This is a genomic window from Nitrospira sp. CMX1, from assembly GCF_054902215.1.
On the sequence record NZ_JBUBKD010000013.1, the window covers coordinates 22,817 to 45,647 of the forward strand.

General features: G+C 55.0%; 13 protein-coding genes and 1 tRNA gene. 6 read left to right on the forward strand and 8 right to left on the reverse strand.

Features of this window, described 5'->3' with window-relative positions; genetic code table 11:
• Positions 1–99 precede the first annotated feature (99 nt).
• Complete coding sequence (gene priA / locus ACYX34_RS04145; protein ID WP_462075297.1) at positions 100–2,361, forward strand: replication restart helicase PriA; 2,262 nt, start codon at positions 100–102, stop codon at positions 2,359–2,361.
• A 2-nt stretch (positions 2,362–2,363) separates the two neighbouring features.
• Here priA and ACYX34_RS04150 read toward each other — a convergent pair whose 3' ends face one another.
• The 7 genes from ACYX34_RS04150 to ACYX34_RS04180 all read right to left on the reverse strand — a co-directional run bounded on the left by ACYX34_RS04150 (position 2,364) and on the right by ACYX34_RS04180 (position 16,327).
• A complete protein-coding gene (locus ACYX34_RS04150; RefSeq protein ID WP_462075298.1) occupies positions 2,364–2,783 on the reverse strand; it encodes a hypothetical protein in 420 nt (139 codons plus the stop codon).
• 93 nt (positions 2,784–2,876) lie between these two features.
• Positions 2,877–3,248: a response regulator gene (locus ACYX34_RS04155; protein ID WP_462075299.1), complete on the reverse strand. Its 372-nt coding sequence runs from the start codon at positions 3,246–3,248 to the stop codon at positions 2,877–2,879.
• Positions 3,226–5,520, reverse strand: coding sequence for a PAS domain-containing protein (locus tag ACYX34_RS04160; RefSeq protein WP_462075300.1), 2,295 nt, complete (start codon positions 5,518–5,520; stop codon positions 3,226–3,228). Before ACYX34_RS04160 ends, ACYX34_RS04155 begins: the two co-directional genes overlap by 23 nt.
• Positions 5,521–5,793: 273 nt before the next feature.
• On the reverse strand, positions 5,794–6,456 hold the full coding sequence (locus ACYX34_RS04165) for a response regulator (protein WP_462075301.1): 663 nt from the start codon (positions 6,454–6,456) through the stop codon (positions 5,794–5,796).
• Complete coding sequence (locus tag ACYX34_RS04170; protein ID WP_462075302.1) at positions 6,443–12,745, reverse strand: PAS domain S-box protein; 6,303 nt, start codon at positions 12,743–12,745, stop codon at positions 6,443–6,445. The genes ACYX34_RS04165 and ACYX34_RS04170 overlap by 14 nt, the downstream gene beginning before the upstream one ends.
• Before the next feature lie 312 nt (positions 12,746–13,057).
• Entirely contained in the window at positions 13,058–15,715 is a 2,658-nt protein-coding gene (locus ACYX34_RS04175; protein WP_462075303.1) for a sensor histidine kinase, read from the reverse strand.
• Positions 15,716–16,243: 528 nt separating this feature from the next.
• A tRNA-Leu gene (locus tag ACYX34_RS04180) sits at positions 16,244–16,327 on the reverse strand.
• A gap of 253 nt (positions 16,328–16,580) precedes the next feature.
• Here ACYX34_RS04180 and ACYX34_RS04185 point away from each other — a divergent pair.
• From ACYX34_RS04185 to ACYX34_RS04205, 5 genes are all read left to right on the forward strand, one after another.
• Positions 16,581–17,261 carry an HAD family hydrolase gene (locus ACYX34_RS04185; protein WP_462075304.1) on the forward strand — a complete coding sequence of 227 codons (681 nt, stop codon included), beginning with the start codon at positions 16,581–16,583 and terminating at the stop codon, positions 17,259–17,261.
• A 77-nt stretch (positions 17,262–17,338) separates the two neighbouring features.
• The gene (locus tag ACYX34_RS04190; protein ID WP_462075305.1) at positions 17,339–17,974 is read left to right on the forward strand and encodes a radical SAM protein; all 636 of its coding nucleotides are present in this window, start codon (positions 17,339–17,341) and stop codon (positions 17,972–17,974) included.
• Between the two features lie 98 nt (positions 17,975–18,072).
• Positions 18,073–19,605: a leucyl aminopeptidase gene (locus tag ACYX34_RS04195; protein ID WP_462075306.1), complete on the forward strand. Its 1,533-nt coding sequence runs from the start codon at positions 18,073–18,075 to the stop codon at positions 19,603–19,605.
• Entirely contained in the window at positions 19,602–20,705 is a 1,104-nt protein-coding gene (nagZ, locus tag ACYX34_RS04200; protein ID WP_462075307.1) for a beta-N-acetylhexosaminidase, read from the forward strand. Before ACYX34_RS04195 ends, nagZ begins: the two co-directional genes overlap by 4 nt.
• Before the next feature lie 147 nt (positions 20,706–20,852).
• On the forward strand, positions 20,853–21,302 hold the full coding sequence (locus ACYX34_RS04205; protein WP_462075308.1) for a hypothetical protein: 450 nt from the start codon (positions 20,853–20,855) through the stop codon (positions 21,300–21,302).
• Positions 21,303–21,339: 37 nt separating this feature from the next.
• Here the strand turns inward: ACYX34_RS04205 and ACYX34_RS04210 are convergent, their stop codons facing one another.
• The gene (locus tag ACYX34_RS04210; RefSeq protein ID WP_462075309.1) at positions 21,340–22,776 is read right to left on the reverse strand and encodes an amino acid permease; all 1,437 of its coding nucleotides are present in this window, start codon (positions 22,774–22,776) and stop codon (positions 21,340–21,342) included.
• Positions 22,777–22,831 lie beyond the last annotated feature (55 nt).

Below are 22,831 nucleotides of genomic sequence, written 5' to 3' on the forward strand. Positions count from 1 at the left end.
GAACAAGGATGGATCACGCTGGCGAGCGATTACACCGTCCTGCTCTGACCTGGCAAGACACCCGGTGTCCTTCATAATTCCATACTGTTAGAATGCAGCATGGCTCTCCAAGATGCTTCGGCCTCGCGGCCGCAAACAGAGACACTGTTTGCGGATGTACTCGTTCCGCGTCACATTGCAAAAACATTCACCTATCTCATTCCCTCATCTATCACAGACCGTATTCAGATCGGCAGCCTCGTCAAGGTACCATTTGGTCGATCCGTCCTAGAGGGAGTTGTGATTTCCATCAGCTCCAATCTCGCACCCGAGGTACCGCCAGCATCCCTCAAACTAATTTTTTCTCTGGTCGAACATCAGCACAATTCGAAGATCTCTCCCGCCCGGCTTGAACTATCTCGCAAGATTGCACAATATTATGTGGCCCCCTGGGGCCAATGTCTTCGATTACTCTGTCCACCAACACCCGTCCGCCCCATACGCTATCTAGCCACGGAACTAGGCCGCACGGCGCTGGCAACCGGTACCTGCCCCGATTCCCTGCGACCGACACTACAACGAATTGCCCACCGCGCTTCTGGGATCTTGTCATCCACGCTTCAGCCAACCCTACGTGGTCATGCCGTGCGAGCGATCGACCCGCTGATCGAACGTTCGTGGGTCAAGCTTGCACCACCGAACACAGAGCGTAGTCAGGCTCGCGCGCGACACCCTCACCCCCTGACTGAGCCAGAGGGACAACAAACACTGCCTCATGCAGTAATCGACACCGCTCAACTCTCCGAAGTAGACCCTAGCTGGTGCACTCGTCTCCATCAGAATTTTCAGGCTCACCTTACGAAGAAAATCGTTCTCCACGCCCCATGGCAACACCGCATCGCTTGCCTTGTTGACGCCATTCGTCAGGTGCATTCACACAACAGATCGACGATCGTGGTATGCGGAGAAATAGCAAGAGCGCGATGGTTGACACACGTACTCGCACCACTCACCGGACTTCAGATTGTCTTTGCCCAATCATCCAGCTCGCCTCAACGACAGGATCATCATCAAAGGCTGACTCCGTCTGTTCTCGTAGGAACCCGTTCGGCTGTCTTTGCTCAGCTTGATGCAGTCGGACTCATCTGGGTTGAAGGAGAAGAGGACTCAGCCCTCAAAGAACCCCAAGAGCCTCGATATCATGCGAGAGACGTGGCTTGCCTACGGGCGAAGGAGGATTGCGCAGTGGTGATCCTTGCATCGGCACACCCCTCTCTGGAATCGCATTTTGATACCGAAGCTGAAGTGCATCACGTTGAGCAGGACGTGACCCTCCAGCCCAAGATTGAGCTGGTTGATCTCACGAAGGAATCGGGAGGAACCCTCCTGAGCCAGGCCCTCCGTTCCACGATGCGCGAAGCACTCGCATGCAAAAAAAGGATCCTGCTGTTCCTCAATCGGAGAGGATATGCCAGAACACTGATCTGTCGAGACTGTGGCTGGGTACCTCGCTGCCCTTCCTGTGCAGTCGCACTCCCCTACTATCGAAAAGCCGACGGCCTTACCTGCCGGTACTGCGGAGTCGCGGAAAAGGTGCCTGATGTCTGTTCTCTCTGTCACGCACCCGCAATGAGTCCCCTTGGAGAAGGGACCGAACAAGTCGAGGCTGAGACGCATCGTTTGTTTCCCCATGCCTCGATTGTACGCCTCGACAGTGATACGCTCCGTCGTCCAGCTACTGCTCGCGTACTGTGGGAACGTGCCCAATCGGGATCCTGCGATATTTTGATAGGGACGCAAGCACTCTTCACTCGGGAGCCACTCCCACAACACCACGTGGTCGGGATCCTTCAGGCGGATTCTGAATTGCACATCTCAGATTTCCGAGCTGCGGAGCGGACATACCACCACCTGGTCGATGCGGCAAGCTTGGCATACCCGGCATCCGACGGAGGGCGAGTCATCTTGCAGACCCGTCTCTCTTCCCACCACGCCGTACAGGCTCTCTTATCTCGAAACCCCCGTCAGTTCTATGACGAGGAATTCGCCGCCCGTCGGCTTCTCAATTATCCACCACTGTGCCACATAGCCGATCTCACGGTCACTGGACACAACACCACCCTCGTCGAAGAGGCCGCCACCCGTTGGGGCGCTGCCCTTCAAGAACAGACCGCTGTGGAGGAGCATATTGTTGTGCTAGGACCGGTACCGACGCTAGGAAGACGATCTCGAGGACAACATCACCGTCGGCTCCTCGTGAAGGGGACCGATCCTGGTATGCTAGCACGCCGGCTCCGAGAGTCAGTCGAGAGGATGGAGGGACAATACCGACAGAGCCAGATCAAATTCGTCGTCGATATGGATCCGGTAGAGAGCGGATAACATCACACGGCTTTCTTTTTCCTAGAGCGCGAGAGCGACGTCCCGGTAGGCTCTTCCTCGCATACTGGCTGATCTGTTCGCCATGCTCGTTTGAATAGACCATAGGAAAAGGAAATCCAAAATACGGAAGAGAACAGACCCAGCACGACCGCTGAGAGGATAGTTCCCATCTCAGCTTCAGGGAGCGACTCTGACGGCCCCTTGAGTTGAATCATCAATACCACCGGCCACGCAAAACTTTCCAATCCGAGCAACAGAGTCGCCCACGCCCAGATCTCTGTAATCGACTTCGCCTTCAGCCAGAGAAAGGCCCCTACGACAAGCCCCCATCCCAGTACAACGACTGGAGCAATAGTTCCCCAGATCAGCCAGAATCCGACGACCGTGACAAGGATCCCTAGAAGGCAATTCAACAGTTGCATCGAGATGGTCCACGTATGCCTGAAAGGGGCGGAGTCTGACGGGATTGCACGGCGTTGTCAATCGCGGGAGGAACAGGCGCACAGAAGGGTTGGCTAGGTCGTCGCTTCAGCCGCGACAGCATCAAGGAGAACCTGAAGTTCAAATGGCTTTTGAAGTGTCCGTTTGGCTCCAAACATCTTTGCCACATCTAAGAAATTGAGAATGCCGATCGTATCGCTTGCTCCCGTCATTGCAATGATGCGAGATTCTGGAAATTCACGCCGCAGTGCCATAATGGCCTCCAATCCGTCCTGATCCGGCATCACGATATCCATGAGAACGAGGTCAGCGGATTTCGCGCGATAGCGCTCAAGGCCCTCTTTCCCATTGCAAGCCTCTTCGACATGATAGCCAGCTCCCTCCAAGGCGTCCCGGATCAGCTGACGGATTTCGGCTTGATCGTCAACGATAAGGACCGACAACATCTGGCACCCCAGGCTGTGATGGCGTTGGATCCGATCCGGGTCGTGAGATGGATTCCGGATAGGCGGCGACGGTATCCGCCGCACGTCGAATGGTTTGGGCTAGCTCACGAACGTTTCTACCGGCTGCAATCACTCGCTGAATATGGCAATGGGCTTTGTTGTCGACGGGAATCAGCGAAAAGGCCAACTCGCTGAACCCAAGGACCGCTGTCAAACTGTTGTTGAACTCATGGAAAACACTGCGAGGGATGGCCTGAGGTGACTTCATCGTGGAGAGAGGTGGCATAACCGTCGTAAGGGACTTCCGATCCGTAATATCGACAAGCATCCCTACGGTCCGGCAAGGCCGCGGTGACGGATCTCCTCGATCAGACCAGGTCGTATAATAGAGATTGATCAGGCGAACAGCTCCATCAGGCCGAACAATACGGTACGTCACCTCAACGGTTCGATCCTCATCGGAAGGGGTGACGGGTCGAGCCATCACACCCATCCTATCTCGATCCGAGGGATGGACCAGCTGCAGATACCGCTCCAGTGAAGCCGGCTCCTCCATCCCGATGCCATGGATAGTCCGTAGGACTGGAGACCACCAGACCGTATCCGTGCTGTGATCATATTCCACAATCCCGACCTGCCCGACTTGCACGGCGAGATCCAAGCGCATGCGATCATCACGAAGTGTTCGTTCGGCTTGACGGCGATCCGTGATGTCCACGATGCTCACCAGGAGTGACGGTCCCGAAGACAGAGCAATCTGGTATAGGTCGATCTCGGCAGGGAATCCCGAACCATCTTTCCGCACGCAGTATAATTCCACACCAGTTATTGAAAGACCATCGCCCGAAGCCGACAACACCTCGCGAGAGTCACGAGCATACCGAGCACGATCAAGGCTCTGGAACAGAGAGTCGACGGGACGACCGACCAGTTCTCCATACGCATACCCAAACATCTGTTCAATTTTCCGGTTCGCAAGAGAGATCGTTCCTTCTCGGCTTACCAGGGCCATCCCACTGGAAGACGCCTCCAACACGACCTTGAGTTGAAGTACTCGTTCCTCCGCCAGCGTCGCCATAAGTTTGTAGTCAGTAATGTCTTCAATGGTTCCAGACATCCGGATCGGCTGACCCGACAGTCCATGCATGAGAACACCCCGGCACCGGACAAACCGCACGACACCGGATGGTTGAATGATTCGGCAGTCAATATCGTACGGGCGGTCGGAGGTGAACGTCTCCTCAAACAATGCGAGGACACGATCACGATCCCCTGGATGAAGGGCCTTTTTAAAGGTATCATACGTCGGCGGCACTGACCCAGGTCCATATCCAAGGATCCGGTACTGTTCGGCCGACCATAGTTCTGTACCCTGAGCCTCGTCCCATGCCCAACCATTCATCTCCGTCATGGACTCCAAGCGGCGAAGATAGGGGAGCCCCGAAGAGGCATCAGTTCCTGTTTGATTCGCGGACAATCGATCTAAAAAACAGACAAGAACCGATTCCCGTCCCTCCCACACGATAGGCGTGATCGACACCTCAACCGCGATCACATCGCCATCGATACGCAGCATTCTGGTTTCCCATTGACGCTCTGAATCAGGTGACGATGTTCGGACGAATTGCTCTCGAGCACTCTCCCGAAAATCCCGATGAATCAAGCCCAAGAACGCTTGACCGACGACCTGAGCTTCGGAACTTGCTCCGAGGATCCTCAATCCGGCCATGTTCACATACACCACGTCCCCATCCGTCATCACCAACATGCCTTCTGAGACAGACTCACACAACAGGGTGGGCGACGGGCTCCCCCGCCGATCAGCCTCCAACTCTCGAATCTGCGAGACATCGCGCATGATCCAAATGACTTCGGTCAGTCGCCCAGCCCTGTCCTTGACTGGCGAGAGCATCACCTCATTCCAAAACAATGTGCCATCCCGTCGATAATGGCGAAGACAGACCCGACAGCTCCATCCATCTTGAAGAGCCAGTCCGAGCGTTTCCATCGACGCACGATCAGTCTCAGGGCCACTCAGAATCATGCTGGTTTGACCAAGGATTTCATGCTCTGCATAGCCGGTCAATGCAAGGAAGGCTCCATTCACTTGGCAGATAGGGTGGTGCGGGAGAGTGGCATCGGTCACAAGCACACCACACTTGGTCGCCTCAATAACCTTGGTCTTTAGGCGGTTCTCACGCTGAAGTCGAAGAACACGCCAAAGAGAGAGGCTCAGGAGAACCAGCATTCCTAGGAAAAGACCGGCTGCCATGAGGGACAACCTCCCGGTATGCTCGAACGACACACAACGACGTCGAGTGCCCCGCTCTCATCATCCACCGATTCCGAACGACCGGATGGCCACAAGGAGCAACGGTGCTGAGACTCCCCCCAAAGATGGATTGGAGCCTCGTCGCTAACTTTTAGTTATGAACACGAATAGATCAAAGCAAACTTACAGGAATCGACGGTGGAACACCACAGGACGATGGGGTTGCTGGAGACAAATTTTGTCTCTACCTGGCTAGAGCCAAATGTGATGAGCCTATCCTTGCCGTTTCACAAAAAAAGCCGCGGCCTGGGCGCGCCGCGTGATGCGAAGTTTCTGAAAAACATTCGCTAAGTAGTTCTTGACCGTTTTGTCACTGAGCCCGAGGGCAACGGCGATTTCCTTGTTGGTCTTGCCTTCAGCAACCAACGCCACCACTCGTTCCTCTTGGGATGACAGTTGATCCGTACCCGGCGTCGCCGGTAAATCGTGCAATCCTCTCAGCCATCGCAACGCCCGCTCGGTGACTGTCGAGTCTAAAATCGATTGCCCTCTGGCAACTGAGCGGATGGCCTCTAGCAAGGCGCCTGAATCGATTTCTTTGAGCACATAGCCCTGCGCACCGGCCAGAACGGCTGCCAGCACGGAATCATCGTCGGCGTAGGAGGTCAGGAAAATCACTCGGGTGCTCGGAAGCATTCCAAGAATCTCTCGACAGGCATCGACACCGGATCCATCGGGAAGTCGGACATCCATCAAAATGATGTCGGGTTTCAACTTTTGGGACTGCAGAATCGCATCTCCCATGGTGCCAGCTTCCCCGATAATGCTAACGCCTTGGTTCTGGCCCAGCACTGTCCGGAGTCCCACACGAATCACTTCATGATCGTCGACGAGCAACACACGAATGGGTTGGGGTGAAGTTTTAGTTGTGAGCATAGGTCGTCTCCTTTGGCAAATCGAGGGAGATCTTCGTCCCATTGCGAGGTGTCGATTGAAGAAAGAACACTCCGCGGACCTTCTGAGCTCGTGCAGCCATATTGCTCAATCCATGACCAACACCCTGAGTCGAGCTGGTATTGAAACCGATGCCGTCATCCGTAATGGCCAGTCGAACTGAATGCCGGAGCAATCGAAGCGACACCATGATTCGCTCGGCTTCACTGTGGCGCAGGGCATTACTCAGTCCTTCACGAACGATATTAATAATATGCAGGGCCTGTTCCGTTGAGAGTTGATGCACTGCCGCCTTATCGATTCTGACGGTGCATTTTGCTGCAGACGAACGGGACATGGCTCTCACCATGTCCCGAAGAACGGTCGGAAAATCACCACCTTCTATTATCGGATGAGATTCGAGACCTGCGATAAAGTTCCTCACTTCTGTCATCACCTGGTTGAGCTGGCCAATCGTCTGATCGAGTATCGCCAGGAACTTGACCGAAACCTGCCCGGGCTGTTGCTTGAGCATTGGCTTACACGCCTCTAAGCCAAGCCCGACGGCATACAGTGATTGGAGAATCCCGTCGTGGAGATCTTGGCTGATTCGTTCTCGTTCTTGAAGCGCCGTGTTCAGATCTCGTTCGCGTTGGAGCAGCATCTCTTCCATACGCTTACGCTCCGTGATATCGGTCGCCGCTCCAAGTACCATGCGCACATTTCCTTCATCATCGAAGATCGGTCGTTTGACCGTTTGTAGCCAACGGGTTTTACCTTCCGCATCAGTGACTCTTTCTTCCGGGATGAATCGATCCTCTGCGCATTGGATGACTTCACGATCGAGCTGACGGAAGAAGTTGACTTCTTCCCCATTCCGATTGAAATCCACCTCAGATTTTCCAATGAGGTCTTCCACAGTGGTCCCATAGCAATCAGCTACAGCTTTATTCGCCATAGCGAATCGTCCAGCTTGATCCTTGGCAAAGATGAGATTCGGGGCCGTGTCGATCACCTGACGTAAGAACTTATGGGATCGGCGAAGTTCAGCCTCCGCCCGCTTGCGGTCCCCAATATCCCGCAAGATCATACAGGCGCACTCCTTCCCTTCATGCAGCAAATAATTGACGCTCACGTCCGTCTCCAAGACGGCTCCGGTTCGTGACCAAAACTTTGCTTCGAACGTCAACGACCCCTGTTCCTTCAAGTAGTTCCAATGGTCCATCCACCGTTCCACAGGGAAATTGGGGTCAATGTCATGAACCGTCATACCCAGCAGTTCCTCTCGCGAGTACTCCAGCATTCGGCATGCCGTATCATTCACATTGAACACCCGTGCGTTCGGGTCCAGCCACATGATCGCCTCAACGGCCTGATCCACAGAGAACTGGGTCAACCGCAACGCCTCTTCCAAGCGCCGACTCTCTGTAATATCATTACCAACCGTCACACTACATTGCTTGCCATTCAACTCGATCAGTTCCGACGACAAGAGGCATTGACGGATATCGCCGCTCTTGCTCCGGAGTAGCACTTCCATATTTCGGATGGATCCCTGGCGCTTCAACAACTCGAGATAATGAGCCCGTTCCTCGGCGGAAGGCCAGAGCCCGATCTGCAACGTCGTGTGTCCCACAACTTCGTCTTTCCGATATCCGAAGGGCTGCCATGCCGCTTCATTGGCATCCACGATCAGACCAGAATCCAGCTCGCTGATCACCACCGGATGGGGGCTGACTTGGAACGCCTTCGCAAAACGCTCTTCGCTCATGCGCAGCGCTTCTTCGGCGTGCTTGCGGTCCGTGATGTCGTTCGCAACTGTCACCACACAGAGTACTCCGTTGAGCTCGGCGAGATCCGCGGAGGCCAGAAAATAGCGCAACGCACCCGATTTGGTCTTTAACGCAAACTCCATGTTGCGCATCGGTTGCCCAGTTTTCAATCGCTCGATGACCCGCGCTCTATCCTCGAGACTCGGCCAAATACCGAGAAGAAATGTGGTGTTTCCGATCACTTCCTCTCGACGAAAACCGAACGCTTCCAGACAAGCATCGTTGACCTCGACGCAACGACCCGTGACGGCCTCCGTAATTCCTATTGGATGCGGGCTCGTGCGGAAGGCTTTGGAGAATCGCTCCTCACTTTCACGCAGGGCTAGTTCCGCCTGTTTGCGTTCCGTGATATCGACCGTGGCTCCGATCATGTGCGTCAATCGTCCCTGAGAATCGCGAACGCCGTGACCACGCACATCAGTCCAGATAACAGAACCGTCCTTTCTGACCATGCGAAGCTCGTAGTGGCACTGGTCGGTTGGACCGCATTGCATCTGCTCCCAGTTCTTCATCGCAATTGACTGATCGTCCGGATGAACAAGCCTCAGCCAGGTAAAGGGATCGGTCGAGAGTTCTTCCGACCCATAGCCGAACAACATCTTGAGATTGGTATCGCCATAGTAGTGCCCCTTGAGGACATCCAATTCCCAGACCCCAACCTTGCCGATGGCTGTGGCACGCGCATAACGTTCTTCGCTGGCTCGCAGCGCCTCCGCCGCCCGCTTGTTTTCCGTGATGTCATCGCACACGATCAGTGCCAATGACTCTCCAACCTGGCATTGCAATACACGCGCAAACTCACGTACCCACAGCACTGTGCCATCGCCTCGTACCTTGCGGAATTCCCATTGGGCGACTCCTTCAGGATGATGGAAGAACGCTTCCAGCTCAGCACGGATACGCGCTCGATCTGCTTCGAAGATGATCGTCTCCACCGACTTTCCGACAAGATCCTCGACGCGATAGCCTAAGTACCGCGCCCCGTACTGATTGACTGACCTGATAATTCCCATTCTATCCACGGTGAAATACATAGATGGAGTTTCGTCATAGAGACTCCGGTATCGCTCTTCACTAGCCTGCAATTCTGCGGTGCGTTCGATAACTTTGCGCTCCAACTCATCGTGCGCCTGCCAGAGCGCTTCTTCCGCACGTTTGCGCTCGGTGATGTCTTGCAACGTTCCATATGCCCGAACGGCCCGCCCTTCCAGAACATCGACCTTACCGGCTGCTCGCACTGCAATCCGGCGTCCCTTTGCCGAGATAAGATCCAACTCGAGGTCCCAAGACTGCCCCAGTGTCACCCCCTTCCCCCATGCTTCCTCCATCCTGGGGCGACTTTCGGGGGTGTAGAACCCCAATGCCGTTTCCACAGTCGGGCTGTACAACTCCGGGGTGGTCTCATGCAGCCGAAATGTTTCGTCGCTCCACGAAAGACGGTTCGTCAGGAAATCAACCTCCCATCCTCCGATTTTCCCGATCGCCTCTGTTTGGGACAGCAGCGCTACCTGCTGCTTGTGGTGCGTAATATCCTCCGCAATACCCGCAATGCGATGTTCCCATCCGGTCATCCGGACTCGACGATCGGAAATCCACCGAATATGGCCGTCCCGCCCCACGATCCGGTACTCACAATGGAACAATGCATTCATCCCTCCGCCGACAAACCGATCATGGCTTGCCGCCACCCGCAGGCGGTCATCCGGATGGATTGAGGCGAGCCAAAGGAACCAATCTTGATAGATTTCTTCTCGCTCAATACCCCAAATAAAGGTAAACGCCGAGTTGACATAGAGCACCTTCCGTTCGTCCGGTGTCACATCCGCGATCCAGAATGCTGAACTGACTGATTCGGCAAACTGTCCCCATCGGGCCTGACTCTCCCTTAAGGCGTCTTGGACACGATTACGCTCAGTGACATCAGTGGCAATGACGCCAAGGGCAGAGAGACGACCGGACGTATCAGTCACGGGGAATTTCACGACAATGCTGGTATGAGATCCGTCCTTCTGTTGCATGACCTCCTCAAACTCCTGTCCTCGTCCCTCGCCGAATACCTGTCGATCATGCAATTCCAACTGATCGGCCTGCGCAGGTGGAAACAGTTCGCGATCCGTCTTGCCTAAGGCCATACCAGGAGCCAGGTGGAAGACTTCCTCGAATCGTCGGTTGGTATACAGATAGCGACCGTCATGATCCTTCAAACATGTCACATTCGGAGCATTGTCGAAGAACTGACGAAACCGCGCTTCACTTCGACGCAACGCCTCGGTTCGCTCGTCTACCTGCCGCTCTAACGTCGCATTCAGATCGGCCAGAGCTTCTTCGGCTCGCTTGCGGTCGGTGATGTCGTTCCCGACCGTGACGAGGCACAGCGTTCCGTTAAGCTCAGCCAGGTCTGAAGACACCAGGATATGGCGCACATCCCCAGTTTTTGTCTTGAAGTTCATTTCGACATTGCGAACCGGCCTGTGAGTCTTCAACCGCTTGATGAACTGTGCCCGATCTTCTTCGCTCGGCCAGATACCCAGCATCAAGGTGGTACTTCCGATCACGTCCTTGCGCGAGAACCCGAACAGCTGCAAACACGCATCGTTGACCTCGATGCAACGACCCGTTGTCGCTTCCGTGATGCCGATCGGATGCGGGCTCGCTCGGAAGGCGATGGCGAATCGTTCCTCGCTTTCTCGCAATGCCTGTTCAGCCTGTTTCCGCTCAGTGATATCAGAAAACACCACAAGGATCGCCGGCTTACCGTCCCACATGATCCGTCCGGTCTCGACTTGAACCGGAATCGTCGTCCCATCCATCCGCACGTACACCCGTTCTGCGCTATGGACAGATACACCGCCCCCGAGTAATCGTTTGACACTTTCACGAACCTCGTGATGATAGTCAGGGTGGATGAATTCAAACGTCGGTCGGTCGAGAATCTCTTGCGGGCCCTGTGCTCCCATCAGAAGAGCACCGGTTCGATTCACGTAGACTGTTCGCCCTTCACAGAACACAAAGACACCCGATGGAGAAAGCTCGACTAACGCTCGGTATCGTTCCTCACTCTCTCGTATCGTCTCCTCCATTCGTTTGCGATCGGTCACGTCGCTATGGGATCCAAGGAGGTGCATCCTCCGGCCATCGGCTTCTGTTGCAAAGGAAGCACGTGCCTCGATCCAGCGATACGTGCCATCCTTGTGCCGAAGGCGAAACTCCTGTCGATAGTCCCCATCGGGCGAGGTTTGATACTGTCGGGCATAGGCGATGGCACCTTCGCGATCCTCTGGATGCAGAAGGGTCGTCCACGTCTCAAATGCATCCGGAAGCTCTGTCCCGCCATAGCCCAACTGTCGTTTCCACTCCTCAGAAAGAACTACTTGGTCCGTTTCAGTGTTCCAGCTCCACAACCCCGTACCTGATGCCCGAAGCGCTTGTGTGAGTCGCTTCCGAGAAAGTTTGAGCTCCTCCTCAACTCGCTGACGGTCCGTGATATCAAGCACACTGCTCGACAATGAAACGGGACGATCGTCGACACTTCGAGAGACTGTTCCACGGCAGTGGACCGCCCGAATTGTCCGATCAGGACGGATGATGCGACATTCCACGTCGTAGGTTGTGCCGCCCTTCAGTGCAGTCTCGATCGCACTCTGCACACACGCACGATCCAGTGGGTGCAGTGAGGTGACAAATGTGTCATAGCTAACGGCCATCTGCCCTGGCTCGTAGCCGAAGATCCGGAATTGCTCCTCTGACCAGTGCACCGTTCCGCTGTCGAGATCCCAGTCCCAGCTACCCAGGTGGGCATGCGCTTGGGCTTCCATGAGCTGGCGCTGCTGTTGTTGGAGTTGTAGTTCAGAATGCCGTCGCTGGAGCTCGGCGCCTGCCCGCGAAGCGAACACAGCCATGAGCGATCGCAGTCGATCCGTATTACGCAATGGTTTGGTATCCATGAGGACGAGAAGCCCAATGACTGTCCCACCCTTCTGCTTGAGCGGTACACCGCAATACCCTTCGACGCCTAGCTGACCCAACCGCTCAAACAGTGGGAACACGGTTCGAACATCCCGCTCAAAACAAGAGAAGGGTTGGCTAAGTGTTGTCTCACATGGGGTATTCATCAAGGGATATTCGAAGTTGTCGACGAGGCTGCCACCGGCAGAGACAGCAATCGTACGTATTTTCCTAACGGGACAGTGTTGGACCTCCCCGACAACCGCGTACTGCACTCCCAACACGGAGCTCAAATGGCGCACTAAGGTTGGGAAGAAATCCTCGCCGGTCTCCGTTGCGGTACCGGTGACAATGACACGAAGCATGTCGGACCGCTCACGCAAGTCTTGCAACTCATCGTCGAGCTCTCGCTTATGGTCACGGAAGGTCTGATCGCGATCCGTCAGCTCACGTGTGAGGTCCGCAACCTGCTTTCTCAACAAATCCAGTTCGCGAAGGTGACTGGTAGGACTCATGGTGAGGCTCCATGCCAGGTGACATTGATAGTCCCCTAAGGGCCAGTTCGGTCCACGTGGCTGACCACGTTATGACACCCTAGGTGATCGCGCCATATCCGCTTGAGAAGCGATCTACCTTCCACCAAGGCTATTGGTTCCTAATAAACACACCAAGCGGATGCTAGTGTCCTACGACAATTGGTGAAAGTCTAGATCCAAATGGCCTACGTTTTGAGGGAACGACTAGGTAAGAACCGCACAGATCAGTGGAGCCGGAGGCAGAATATGAATCCGTACAACCTCTGGAGTGTGACCATATAACACCTCGGATTAATTGAAATAAGCAGATGGTTCTTTTGGCAGATCAAGGAGAATTCTAGTCCCGCGGTGAGGCTCAGACCGTACGGCAAATACCCCGCCGGCTTTGTGAGCTCGTGCCGCCATATTTTCCAAACCATGGCCGATGCCCTGAACCGACTTGGGGTTGAATCCGATACCATTATCCACCACCGTCATACGAACTGATCCGAGGAGCTGACGCAATGACACGGTAATGCGCGTGGCATGGCTATGGCGGAGCGCGTTACTCAACGCTTCCCGCACGACATTGATGAGATGGAATGCTGATTCGGTTGAGAGATGCGGGCCAACCGCGTTATCAATCCGCACTCGGCATCGAATCGACGACGCGTCACACATCGTCTGGACCAGAGTTCGCAAATCCGCGACAAAATCACCACCCCGCACAACGCGAGGCTTCAGGCCAGAAATGAAATTGCGGATATTTTCTATGACGTGATTGAGTTGCCCAATGGCTTGCTCCAATGTTCCCATCAGGCAATCAGCAGCCAACGCAGGCTGCCGATTCACCATCGACCTACACGCCTCCAACCCAAGCCCAGCCGCATAGACCGATTGAAGCACATCATCGTGGAGATCCTGACTGATCCGCTCCCGGTCCTGTAGTGCGGCATTCAGATCTTGCTCCTGTTGAAGCAACATTTCCTCCATCCGTTTCCGCTCCGTGATGTCCGTCGACGAGCCAAGCACCATGCGGAACCGCCCGTGGTCATCAACAATCGGACGCTTGATGGTCTGCAACCAGCGTGTCTTTCCAGACCAGTCCGTGAACTTTTCCTCAGGAATAAAGCATTCCTGCAGGGATGCCATCACTTGGAGATCCTTCTCGCGAGAAAACTCCACTTCATCCCAGTGGGGATTAAAATCGGCGTCTGTCTGCCCAATCAGATCGTCCACCGTTGTGCCGTAACACTCGGCAACCGCTTTGTTGGCCATCGTAAAACGCCCTTCACGATCCTTGGCGAAGATAAAATTCGGCGAGCCGTCGATAACCTGTCGCAACAAGGCATGGGATCGACGCAACTCATCCTCTGCCCGCATCCGATCTGTGACATCATCCGCAACCGTTACCCTGCAAGGTCTCCCCTTTAACTCGATGACCTCCGACGACAAAAGGAAACGGCGCACATCACCGTTTCTGGCACAGAGACTCACTTCCAAGTTACGAACCGAGCCAGCTCGTTTCAATCGATCGCGAAAACGGATTTGTGCCTCCGCCACCCCCCAGACCTCGATGTCCCAGATGAGCTGGCCTTGGATTTCTTCCTTGCGATAGCCCAATAGCTGACAGGCCGCATCATTCACCTCCACCAGCTGACCGGTTTCGAGCTCACTGATGAGAATGAGATGGGGGCTGGCTTCGAACGCCTTGGCAAATCGCTCTTCACTCACTCGCAAGGCTTCTTCCGCCTTCTTACGCTCCGTGACATCGGAGATGAGTACGATCATGGCGGGGGTGCCGTCCCATACGATCCTGGCAGCCTCCATTTGAACAGGAATCGGAGTTCCATCCGTTTTCAGAAAGATTCGTTCTGCACTATGAACTGACACGCTTCCAGCGAGCACTTGGTGGGCATTGTCACGGACGTCACGGTGATAGTCTGGGTGGAGAAAATCGAACATCGTTCGACCGAGCAGTGCTGAAGGATCCGGCGCCCCCAGAAGAAGGGCACCTCTGTGGTTGACATACGCGGTCTGCTCTTCACGGAACACAAAGACTCCGGAAGGCGATAGGTCGACCAACGTTCGGTACCGGTCTTCACTTTCTCGTACGGCTTGCTCCATGCGTTTACGATCCGTGATGTCCATATGCGAACCAAGGAAACGGATCCGGCGACCGTCAGCTTCCGTCACCAACGCGGCTCGAGACTCAATCCATCGATAGGTTCCATCTTTGTGCCTCAACCGATATTCCTGCCGATACTCTTCATGATGTTCGCGCACCGAGTCCCGTAAGTAGCCTATGACGCGAGCACGATCCTCCGGGTGCAACAGACCTTCCCATGTCTCAAATGAGTCCGTAAGCTCCGTCTTCTCGTACCCGAGCTGACGCTTCCATTCCTCCGACAGCACGATTTCGCTGGTATGGGTGTTCCAGTCCCACAGTCCAATACCCGATGCTTGAAGTGCTTGCCGGAGTTTTTCCTGTGAGGAACGTAACATCGCCTCTGAACGGGCCCGCTCGGTGATGTCCTGAACAGACCCAGACATACGACAGGGCTTACCCCCGTCATCACGCAAAACCTCAGCGCAGGAATGAATGGTCCGTACTTCGCCGTTCGGACGAACGATCCGATACTCGACATCGTATGACACTCGTCCACTCAAAGCATGATTGATAGAATCAATGATCCGATCTCGATCTTCCTGGAAAACCGCCGTCATAAGCCCATCAAATGTTAGAAGGTCCACCCCAGGCTCGCGACCGAATATCCGGTATAATTCAGACGAACACCGAACGGCTCCACCCTCGATTTCCCACTCCCAGCTACCTAGATGAGCCAATGCCTGAGCCACACGGAGGTGACGAGTGCGTTCATGCAACACACTGTCTCGCTCAGCCAATTCATGTACGAGATGAGCCACTTGCGTACGCAAGACATCGACAAGAGAACCGGTCGTGTTCATGTGAAACTCTATGTCCTAACGAATGGGAGCAACCAATCCACCCTGAGGTGGCGTAGGAGGGGAGGCGAACAGCACACCCTCATGGCATATCGCGCACTCACGTTGCGGCCAGATCCAAATGGCCCGTAGTGTCCTACGATCGGGAGATGAAAGTCTAGGCCTGAATGGTCCAATGTCGTCAGAATTGTCCCTGTGATGGCACGACCTCAAATACCACGATTACCCAGAGCAGGGTCAGATCAGCTTATCCGCGCTACACCTGTGTACATTGAGGACGACCGTCACTCCGTGGAGAAGGAACCATCGCTTCGACGCGGTGGGTTGCCATTGGCGGAAAGATTCGGCTGTCTCAGACGATCAAGACGAAACTCACCTTAATGGGGAGGCTTGATGATGAAACAGCCTATGAAGGCGGTATGCACACGTCGATAGGGCACAACCAGACCAGGAGGTGTAAGACCAAGGGGAGTCACCCCCGGATTTGCGGGAGACACCGAGACCCAAATGGACGCGGTGATGAACCCTGTATGGTGCCGAAGGCGGGACTTGAACCCGCACGGCTTGCGCCACACGCCCCTCAAACGTGCGTGTCTGCCATTCCACCACTTCGGCACTCAGCAGGATATTACAACGAAGCCTGCCATCATGTTCTTGAGTTGCTCGACACCACGACGACAACATCCGTCATAGGTTTTCGCTCACCCTGGCCCGCTCGCAGCGTCCGTATCACAAACTCTGCGTTGAAACCCTCAAGTCAGCATATGAGGGGAAAAGAGTGTGCATTATAGAAGTAGCCCAAAATTCTTGTCAATGAACGAATCGTCCGGTAAAATTGCCCGACCATTCACATCCGCGCTGCGCTTGCATGATACAGACTGAACAACGAGGCCTTGCCTCTACCGTTGCCGCATTTTTCGATGTCGATAATACGATCTTGCCCGGCGAAGCAAGTGAATTGCGATTTTTCCGCTGGCTGTGGCGTCGCGGGATCGTCGGCTGGCCAGAAGCTCGAGACAGCATTGCATGGCTCTTGCGGCATGTTCCTCCTGTGTCGTTCCATCCCCTCCGCCAGCGGAAGCTGTACTTGGCGGGGAAGCCTTCACAAGTGATTGAACCGTTAGGTGAAGAATTTTGTCGGGAAGAACTCTGCCCTCGCGTTTCGGCCGTCGCCATGCGCAAGCTCGATGAGCACCGCCGCGCAGGTCATGCCATCATTTTCGTGACGGGGTCGCTCGACTTTCTGATCGCTCCCGTTGCCGACGCACTTCGAGCAGATCGGTGTTTTGCCAGTCAGTTGGAGCAACAGCAGGGTCTGTATACCGGTTTGCTTGTGCCTCCACTCCCGTACGGAGTGGGAAAGCGTCAACTGATCGATCGGCTGACCCACGAATTCACATTGGATCTATCTCAATGCTATGCGTATGGAGATAGTCCGGGAGATGTTGACCTCCTCCGTGCTGTAGGACACCCAACAGTGGTCAATCCGATTCGGGGAATGGATGCGATTGCCCGTCGTCATAACTGGCCCGTTGTCAAGTGGCCATGAGTCTATGCCGATGACCAGAGGAGCCCCTTCTTCGGCAAATCACCACGTCCCATCATGAGTTAGCCCACACGTCGTTCATGCGCATCACCGAGATCTTCCATAGCGTTCAAGGGGAATCCACTTTTGCTGGATTACCCTGCGTGTTTGTTCGACTCACCGGCTGTCCTCTTCGCTGCAGTTGGTGCGATACAGAGTATGCTTTCTTTGGAGGAACAGAACAATCCGTTGAGGACATTCTCGAGAGGGTCCGGTCGTATGGGTGTTCGTTGGTCGAGGTGACGGGAGGCGAACCCCTGGCACAAGCGGAGACGCCCACTCTATTGCATCACTTGTGTCAAGACGGCTTCACGGTCCTCCTTGAAACGAGTGGCGCGATTGATACCAGTTCCATCGATCCAGCTGTTCACATCATTCTGGATGTGAAATGCCCTGGAAGCGGGATGACCGACCGTATGCACTGGCCCAATGTGGAACGGCTCAGACCGCGAGATGAAGCAAAGTTCGTCATCAAAAATCGCGTCGACTATGAATGGGCAAAGGACGTTCTCCAGCAATTCCATTTGAGCGATCGCTGTCCAGTCCTCTTTAGTCCGGTGTTCGGGACACTTGATCCTCGCCAGTTGGCTGAATGGCTGCTGGAAGACCGCCTCGTCGCTCGTCTTCAACTCCAACTGCATAAACATATTTGGGCACCCGATGCGCGAGGCGTGTGAGAAATCCCGTTGACCATCGGACCATCAGACGTGGTGCGACTATCAAGGCACACGGATTGCCAGTGGCTCATCGTTCATATTCACACAAGGAGTATCCAATGGACATCATGCGGATTCACGCCAAACAAGGACGCGTCGACACCGACCGTACAGAAGCGCTCGTCATCCTGCTGTGTGAAGACGAAACTCTTTCGACACCCGACGAAACTTTGTTGGATCGAGCCCTTGGTGGAGCACTTCGAGAGCTTCGGCGATCGCGTGAATTCGAAGGGAAGGCTCATGAGGTCATGCTGCTTCACACCCATGGAAAGCTTCCTGCAAAGCGTCTGATTTTAGCCGGTCTTGGGAAACACCATCAGCTCGGCTTGGATCAGATTCGCCAAGCCATGGGGTATGCCGTCAAACGGGTTCGCCAGGCAAAGGCAGGCTCCTTCACGGTCGCGCTGCCGAGCGTTACACCACGCGGGGCTTCCATGTGCGACCTGTCACAGACCCTCACCGAAGGAGCCATCTTAGGAAGCTATCAGTTCACGGCCTATCGCAGTGAGGCTCCCGCAGGCAAGGGCGTGACTGCCATGACCATTCTGGTCTCGCAGAAAAACCTGGTGAGCTCCAGTTCTGAGGGCATTCGCCGTGGTATCGCAACGGCCGAAGCCACTGTCTTCGTTCGTGATCTCTGTAACCATCCTTCCAATGTGATGACCCCGACGAAGATTGCTAGCGAGGCAAAGGCCGTGGCGAAGGACACCGGGATCAGCCTCAAAATCCTGGAACAGAAGGAGATGGAACGGCTTGGGATGGGTGCGTTGCTTGGCGTTGCGAAAGGCAGCTATGAACCACCCAAGTTCATTATTCTCCAGTACCACGGAGCCAAGAAGAAAGCCGATCCCCCGGTCGTCCTCGTCGGGAAAACCATCACCTTCGATACCGGAGGGATCTCCCTCAAACCAGCGGAAAACATGGAGCAAATGAAAGCCGATATGACCGGAGGGGCAGAGGTCTTAGCCACCGTACGAGCTGCGGCCAGACTAAAATTACCCCTCAACCTCGTCGGCATCCTTCCGGTGGCAGAAAATATGCCCGGTGGTCGTGCCATGCGTCCCGGTGACGTGGTCACCACACTCTCAGGAAGAACTGTGGAAGTCCAAAACACCGATGCCGAGGGGCGGTTGATTCTGTCGGACGGTCTGGCCTATGCCACCCGTTTTAAACCAGCCGCGCTCATCGACATCGCCACACTGACAGGAGCTTGCGTTGTCGCCCTAGGACAATTCGCAATCGGCATGTTTGGCACCGATACGAAGTTGAAGGAGGCGATCACAAGCGCCGGTCTCCGAGCCGGGGAGCGGGTATGGGAAATGCCCTTGTGGGAGGAATATTTCGAGCAACTACGAAGTGATGTGGCCGATATGCGAAATATCGGTGGGCGTGGAGGCGGCATGATCACCGCCGCCCTGTTTCTGAGCAAGTTCGTGGGCGACTATCCTTGGGTGCACCTCGATATTGCCAGTACCGATTGGAGCGAGCGGGAACGCGCGTATATTCCTAAAGGCCCAACTGGTATCGGGACAAGGCTGTTGATTCAGTTCCTGATCACTCGTTCGCTGAAGCAAGAGAGCACGCAAGCATGACAATGACTCATGGCCAGGTCGGGCAACTTTTTATGATAGGGTTCGACGGTACGACTGTATCGGCTGATCTTGCGTCGTTCATCAAAGAATATCAGCCCGGTGGTGTCATCCTATTTGCAAGAAACCTGGAATCGGCCGAGCAAATCGTCGACTTGACGAATGCACTTCAACGCTGCAGTCCGCATTCGCCTCTCCTGATTTCCATTGATCAAGAAGGCGGACGTGTCTCACGGTTGCCGAAAGAATTTACGATTTTTCCACCATGTGATGTCCTGGGACAGTGCCACTCCTCAGAACTGGCCTATGCCGCTGCTGCAACGACCGCAAAAGAATTGGCGGCCGTCGGGATCAACATGAATATGTCCCCGGTGTTGGATGTCAATAGTAATCCTTCAAACCCGGTCATCGGCGACCGAGCGTTCGGTACAACTCCCACTCTGGTGTCTGAATTGGGAGTCGCCACGGTGGGTGGCCTCCAAGACAATCGCGTGGTCGCCTGTGGGAAACACTTTCCAGGACATGGCGATACCACGTCGGACTCACATAAAGAATTACCCGTCGTGACCGCCTCTCGCGATCGTCTCGAGCGCATTGAGTTTCCCCCGTTCCGTCGAGCGATTGCCGGCGGCGTCTCGACGATGATGACAGCCCATGTTCAGTATCAGGCGTTGGATGAGCAACGGCCAGCGACCTTGTCCCCGGCCATCATCTCAAAATTGCTTCGCCAAGAGTTGTACTACGACGGAGTCGTGCTGACCGATGACCTCGAAATGCATGCGATCATCGATCACTATGGTATAGGAGACGCGGCTGTTCTGGCCATCCAGGCAGGTTGCGACATGCCGCTGATCTGCAGGGATCGGAATCGAGTGGTCACCGCCATGCACGCCGTCAGTAAGGCTGTCGCCAACACGGATATCTCTTCCCAACGGTTGGCTCAGTCTCTTGCCCGCATCCGCCGTCTAAAGGACCGGTACCTCCTTCCCTATCGACCCGTCACAATCTCTGACGCGAGATTGGCGGTCGGCTGCCGGAGCCATCGAGCGCTCTTGCGCTCCATTCATCACACTCGAGAACGGGCCATGAAAACTGAGGCATGAGACTTTTTGACGATTTGTTCTCTTTGTAAGACGACCTATGGATTGCCCCTTCAAGTGGGCGGTCTCTGGCTCCGAAGGTGCCACTGAAAGGTAGTCTTGCTCCGTTCTCACGTCTTGTGGCATCATGAGCATTTCTGGGAGGGCCTTATGGCCTCATTGCTCGAGTACGTCGGATCGGTTCATATTTTTCTTGGGCCCTACCGCGGCAATCCAATCGCCTTGTATTTGCGACGAACAGAATCTGGATGCCAGATCGGACCCAAAGTGTACCCCTGGAATGATGTAACAGGTGTTGGCGAAACACCGAACAAAGCCGCAGCTGATTTCGAAGAAAAATGGAAAACCAAGGGCTTAACGGCAGATATGTATTCCGGTCCCTCCTGGGAAGGAGGAATTAAGCCGGAAAAACCGGCCCCACCAAAACCTGCTGCACCTCCAAGAGCCGCGACTCCTCCACCCCCTGCTACTCAAGCAGGAACCGCTTCCACTCCACCTACGCCAGTTGTTACGAACCAGGCTACGCCTGGAGCAGCTTCAACCCAGACTGAGGCCTCTCCTGCCGCAGTTCCTGCATCGACGACATCGCCCTCCACATAGCTCAGGTCAGGATTTACCGCCCGTCTCGTCGGGACCCTCAACAATTCTGGGTATCTCCCCTGGAGAGCTTGCTATGCTTCATGCCATAGCCGACGTAGACGACAATGCCCACAGCAGTCCACACTATAAAGCGGATCCACGTGGCCCACGGCAGCCCGGCCATGAGGTAGAGACAGGCTACAATGCTGAGGAGCGGCACAAGGGGCATGAACGGAAGACGAAATGGGCGAGGTTGATAGGGCTTTGTGTATCGCAACAGCATGACCCCGAAACTGACCAAGACGAACGCAAAAAATGTTCCGATGTTGGTCATATCGGCCGCATCCCCGATCTGGAAGAACGCCGAAAGAATTGCCACGGCGACACCAGTGAGAATGGTCGCACGATGCGGCGTCCCAAATCGTCCATGAACCGTGGATAGGCGTGGACTCAGTAGTTGATCCCGTGACATGGCAAAGAAGACTCGGATTTGCCCTAGCATCATAACCACCAGTACGCTGGTGATTCCAGCAACAGCTCCAATTGCGACGATCGCGGCACCCCACTTGAACCCGACCAGCGTGAGCGCTTCAGCGACTGGTGCATGAATGTCGATTTGGCCTACCGGGACCAGCCCCGTCAGTACGGTCGCGACGGAAATATACAGAACCGTACATACACTCAACGATCCGAGGATCCCGAACGGAACATCTCGCTGAGGATTTTTCGCCTCCTCTGCAGCCGTAGAGACAGCATCAAACCCAATATAGGCAAAGAAGATGATGGCCGCAGCGGCTCGGACTCCCTCGAACCCGTTTGGCATGAACGGTGTCCAATTGTCGCTGTTCACAGCGGGGGCCCCAACAGCGATAAAGAAGAGAATCACTACTAGTTTCAGGAGCACAATCATACCGGCAGCTCTTGCACTTTCCTTAATCCCAATTACGAGGATCGTGGTGACGAGCAAGACGATGATGGCGGCGGGGAAATTCGCAATGCTCCCTTCGGGTCCACCAGCCCACTGCGGGGGACTGGTGGCCCAGTAGGGCAGTTCAAGACCTGCAAGCTTGAGTAATTTATTGAAGTACCCCGACCACCCGATCGCGACGGCAACGCAGGCGACGCCATACTCGAGGATCAGGTTCCAGCCGGTGAGCCAGGCGAGAAACTCTCCCAACGTGGCGTAGGAAAAGGTATAGGCAGACCCTGCCACCGGAATCATGGCCGAGAACTCGGCATAACAGAGGGCTGCCAGCGCACAGGTGACACCGGAAAGGACGAAGGAAAGAACAATCCCAGGCCCCGCCCCCGGTCGATGAGCATCACCCACAATGGCAGTCCCGACCAAGACAAAGATCCCGGTTCCTATAATCGCGCCAATTCCCAGCGCCGTCAGGTCCCACGCTGTCAGTGTTTTCTTGAGGCGATGCTCCGGCTGCTCGGCATCGGACAGAATTTGATCAATGGGTTTCGTCCGAAAGAAGGGATTGCTCACAGCGAGTCTCCGGCCTCAGACGCGAAGCTTTGGCACGAAGAGATCACCGGCAAAA

Coding starts and splice junctions, on each gene's coding strand:
- ACYX34_RS04205 (WP_462075308.1), top strand. CDS start 20,853: ATGGCCTCATTGCTCGAGTACGTCGGATCGGTTCATATTTTTCTTGGG.
- ACYX34_RS04190 (WP_462075305.1), top strand. CDS start 17,339: ATGCGCATCACCGAGATCTTCCATAGCGTTCAAGGGGAATCCACTTTT.
- ACYX34_RS04170 (WP_462075302.1), bottom strand. CDS start 12,745: ATGAGTCCTACCAGTCACCTTCGCGAACTGGATTTGTTGAGAAAGCAG.
- ACYX34_RS04175 (WP_462075303.1), bottom strand. CDS start 15,715: ATGAACACGACCGGTTCTCTTGTCGATGTCTTGCGTACGCAAGTGGCT.
- ACYX34_RS04150 (WP_462075298.1), bottom strand. CDS start 2,783: ATGCAACTGTTGAATTGCCTTCTAGGGATCCTTGTCACGGTCGTCGGA.
- ACYX34_RS04155 (WP_462075299.1), bottom strand. CDS start 3,248: ATGTTGTCGGTCCTTATCGTTGACGATCAAGCCGAAATCCGTCAGCTG.
- nagZ (WP_462075307.1), top strand. CDS start 19,602: ATGACAATGACTCATGGCCAGGTCGGGCAACTTTTTATGATAGGGTTC.
- ACYX34_RS04165 (WP_462075301.1), bottom strand. CDS start 6,456: ATGCTCACAACTAAAACTTCACCCCAACCCATTCGTGTGTTGCTCGTC.
- ACYX34_RS04160 (WP_462075300.1), bottom strand. CDS start 5,520: ATGGCAGCCGGTCTTTTCCTAGGAATGCTGGTTCTCCTGAGCCTCTCT.
- priA (WP_462075297.1), top strand. CDS start 100: ATGGCTCTCCAAGATGCTTCGGCCTCGCGGCCGCAAACAGAGACACTG.
- ACYX34_RS04185 (WP_462075304.1), top strand. CDS start 16,581: ATGATACAGACTGAACAACGAGGCCTTGCCTCTACCGTTGCCGCATTT.
- ACYX34_RS04195 (WP_462075306.1), top strand. CDS start 18,073: ATGGACATCATGCGGATTCACGCCAAACAAGGACGCGTCGACACCGAC.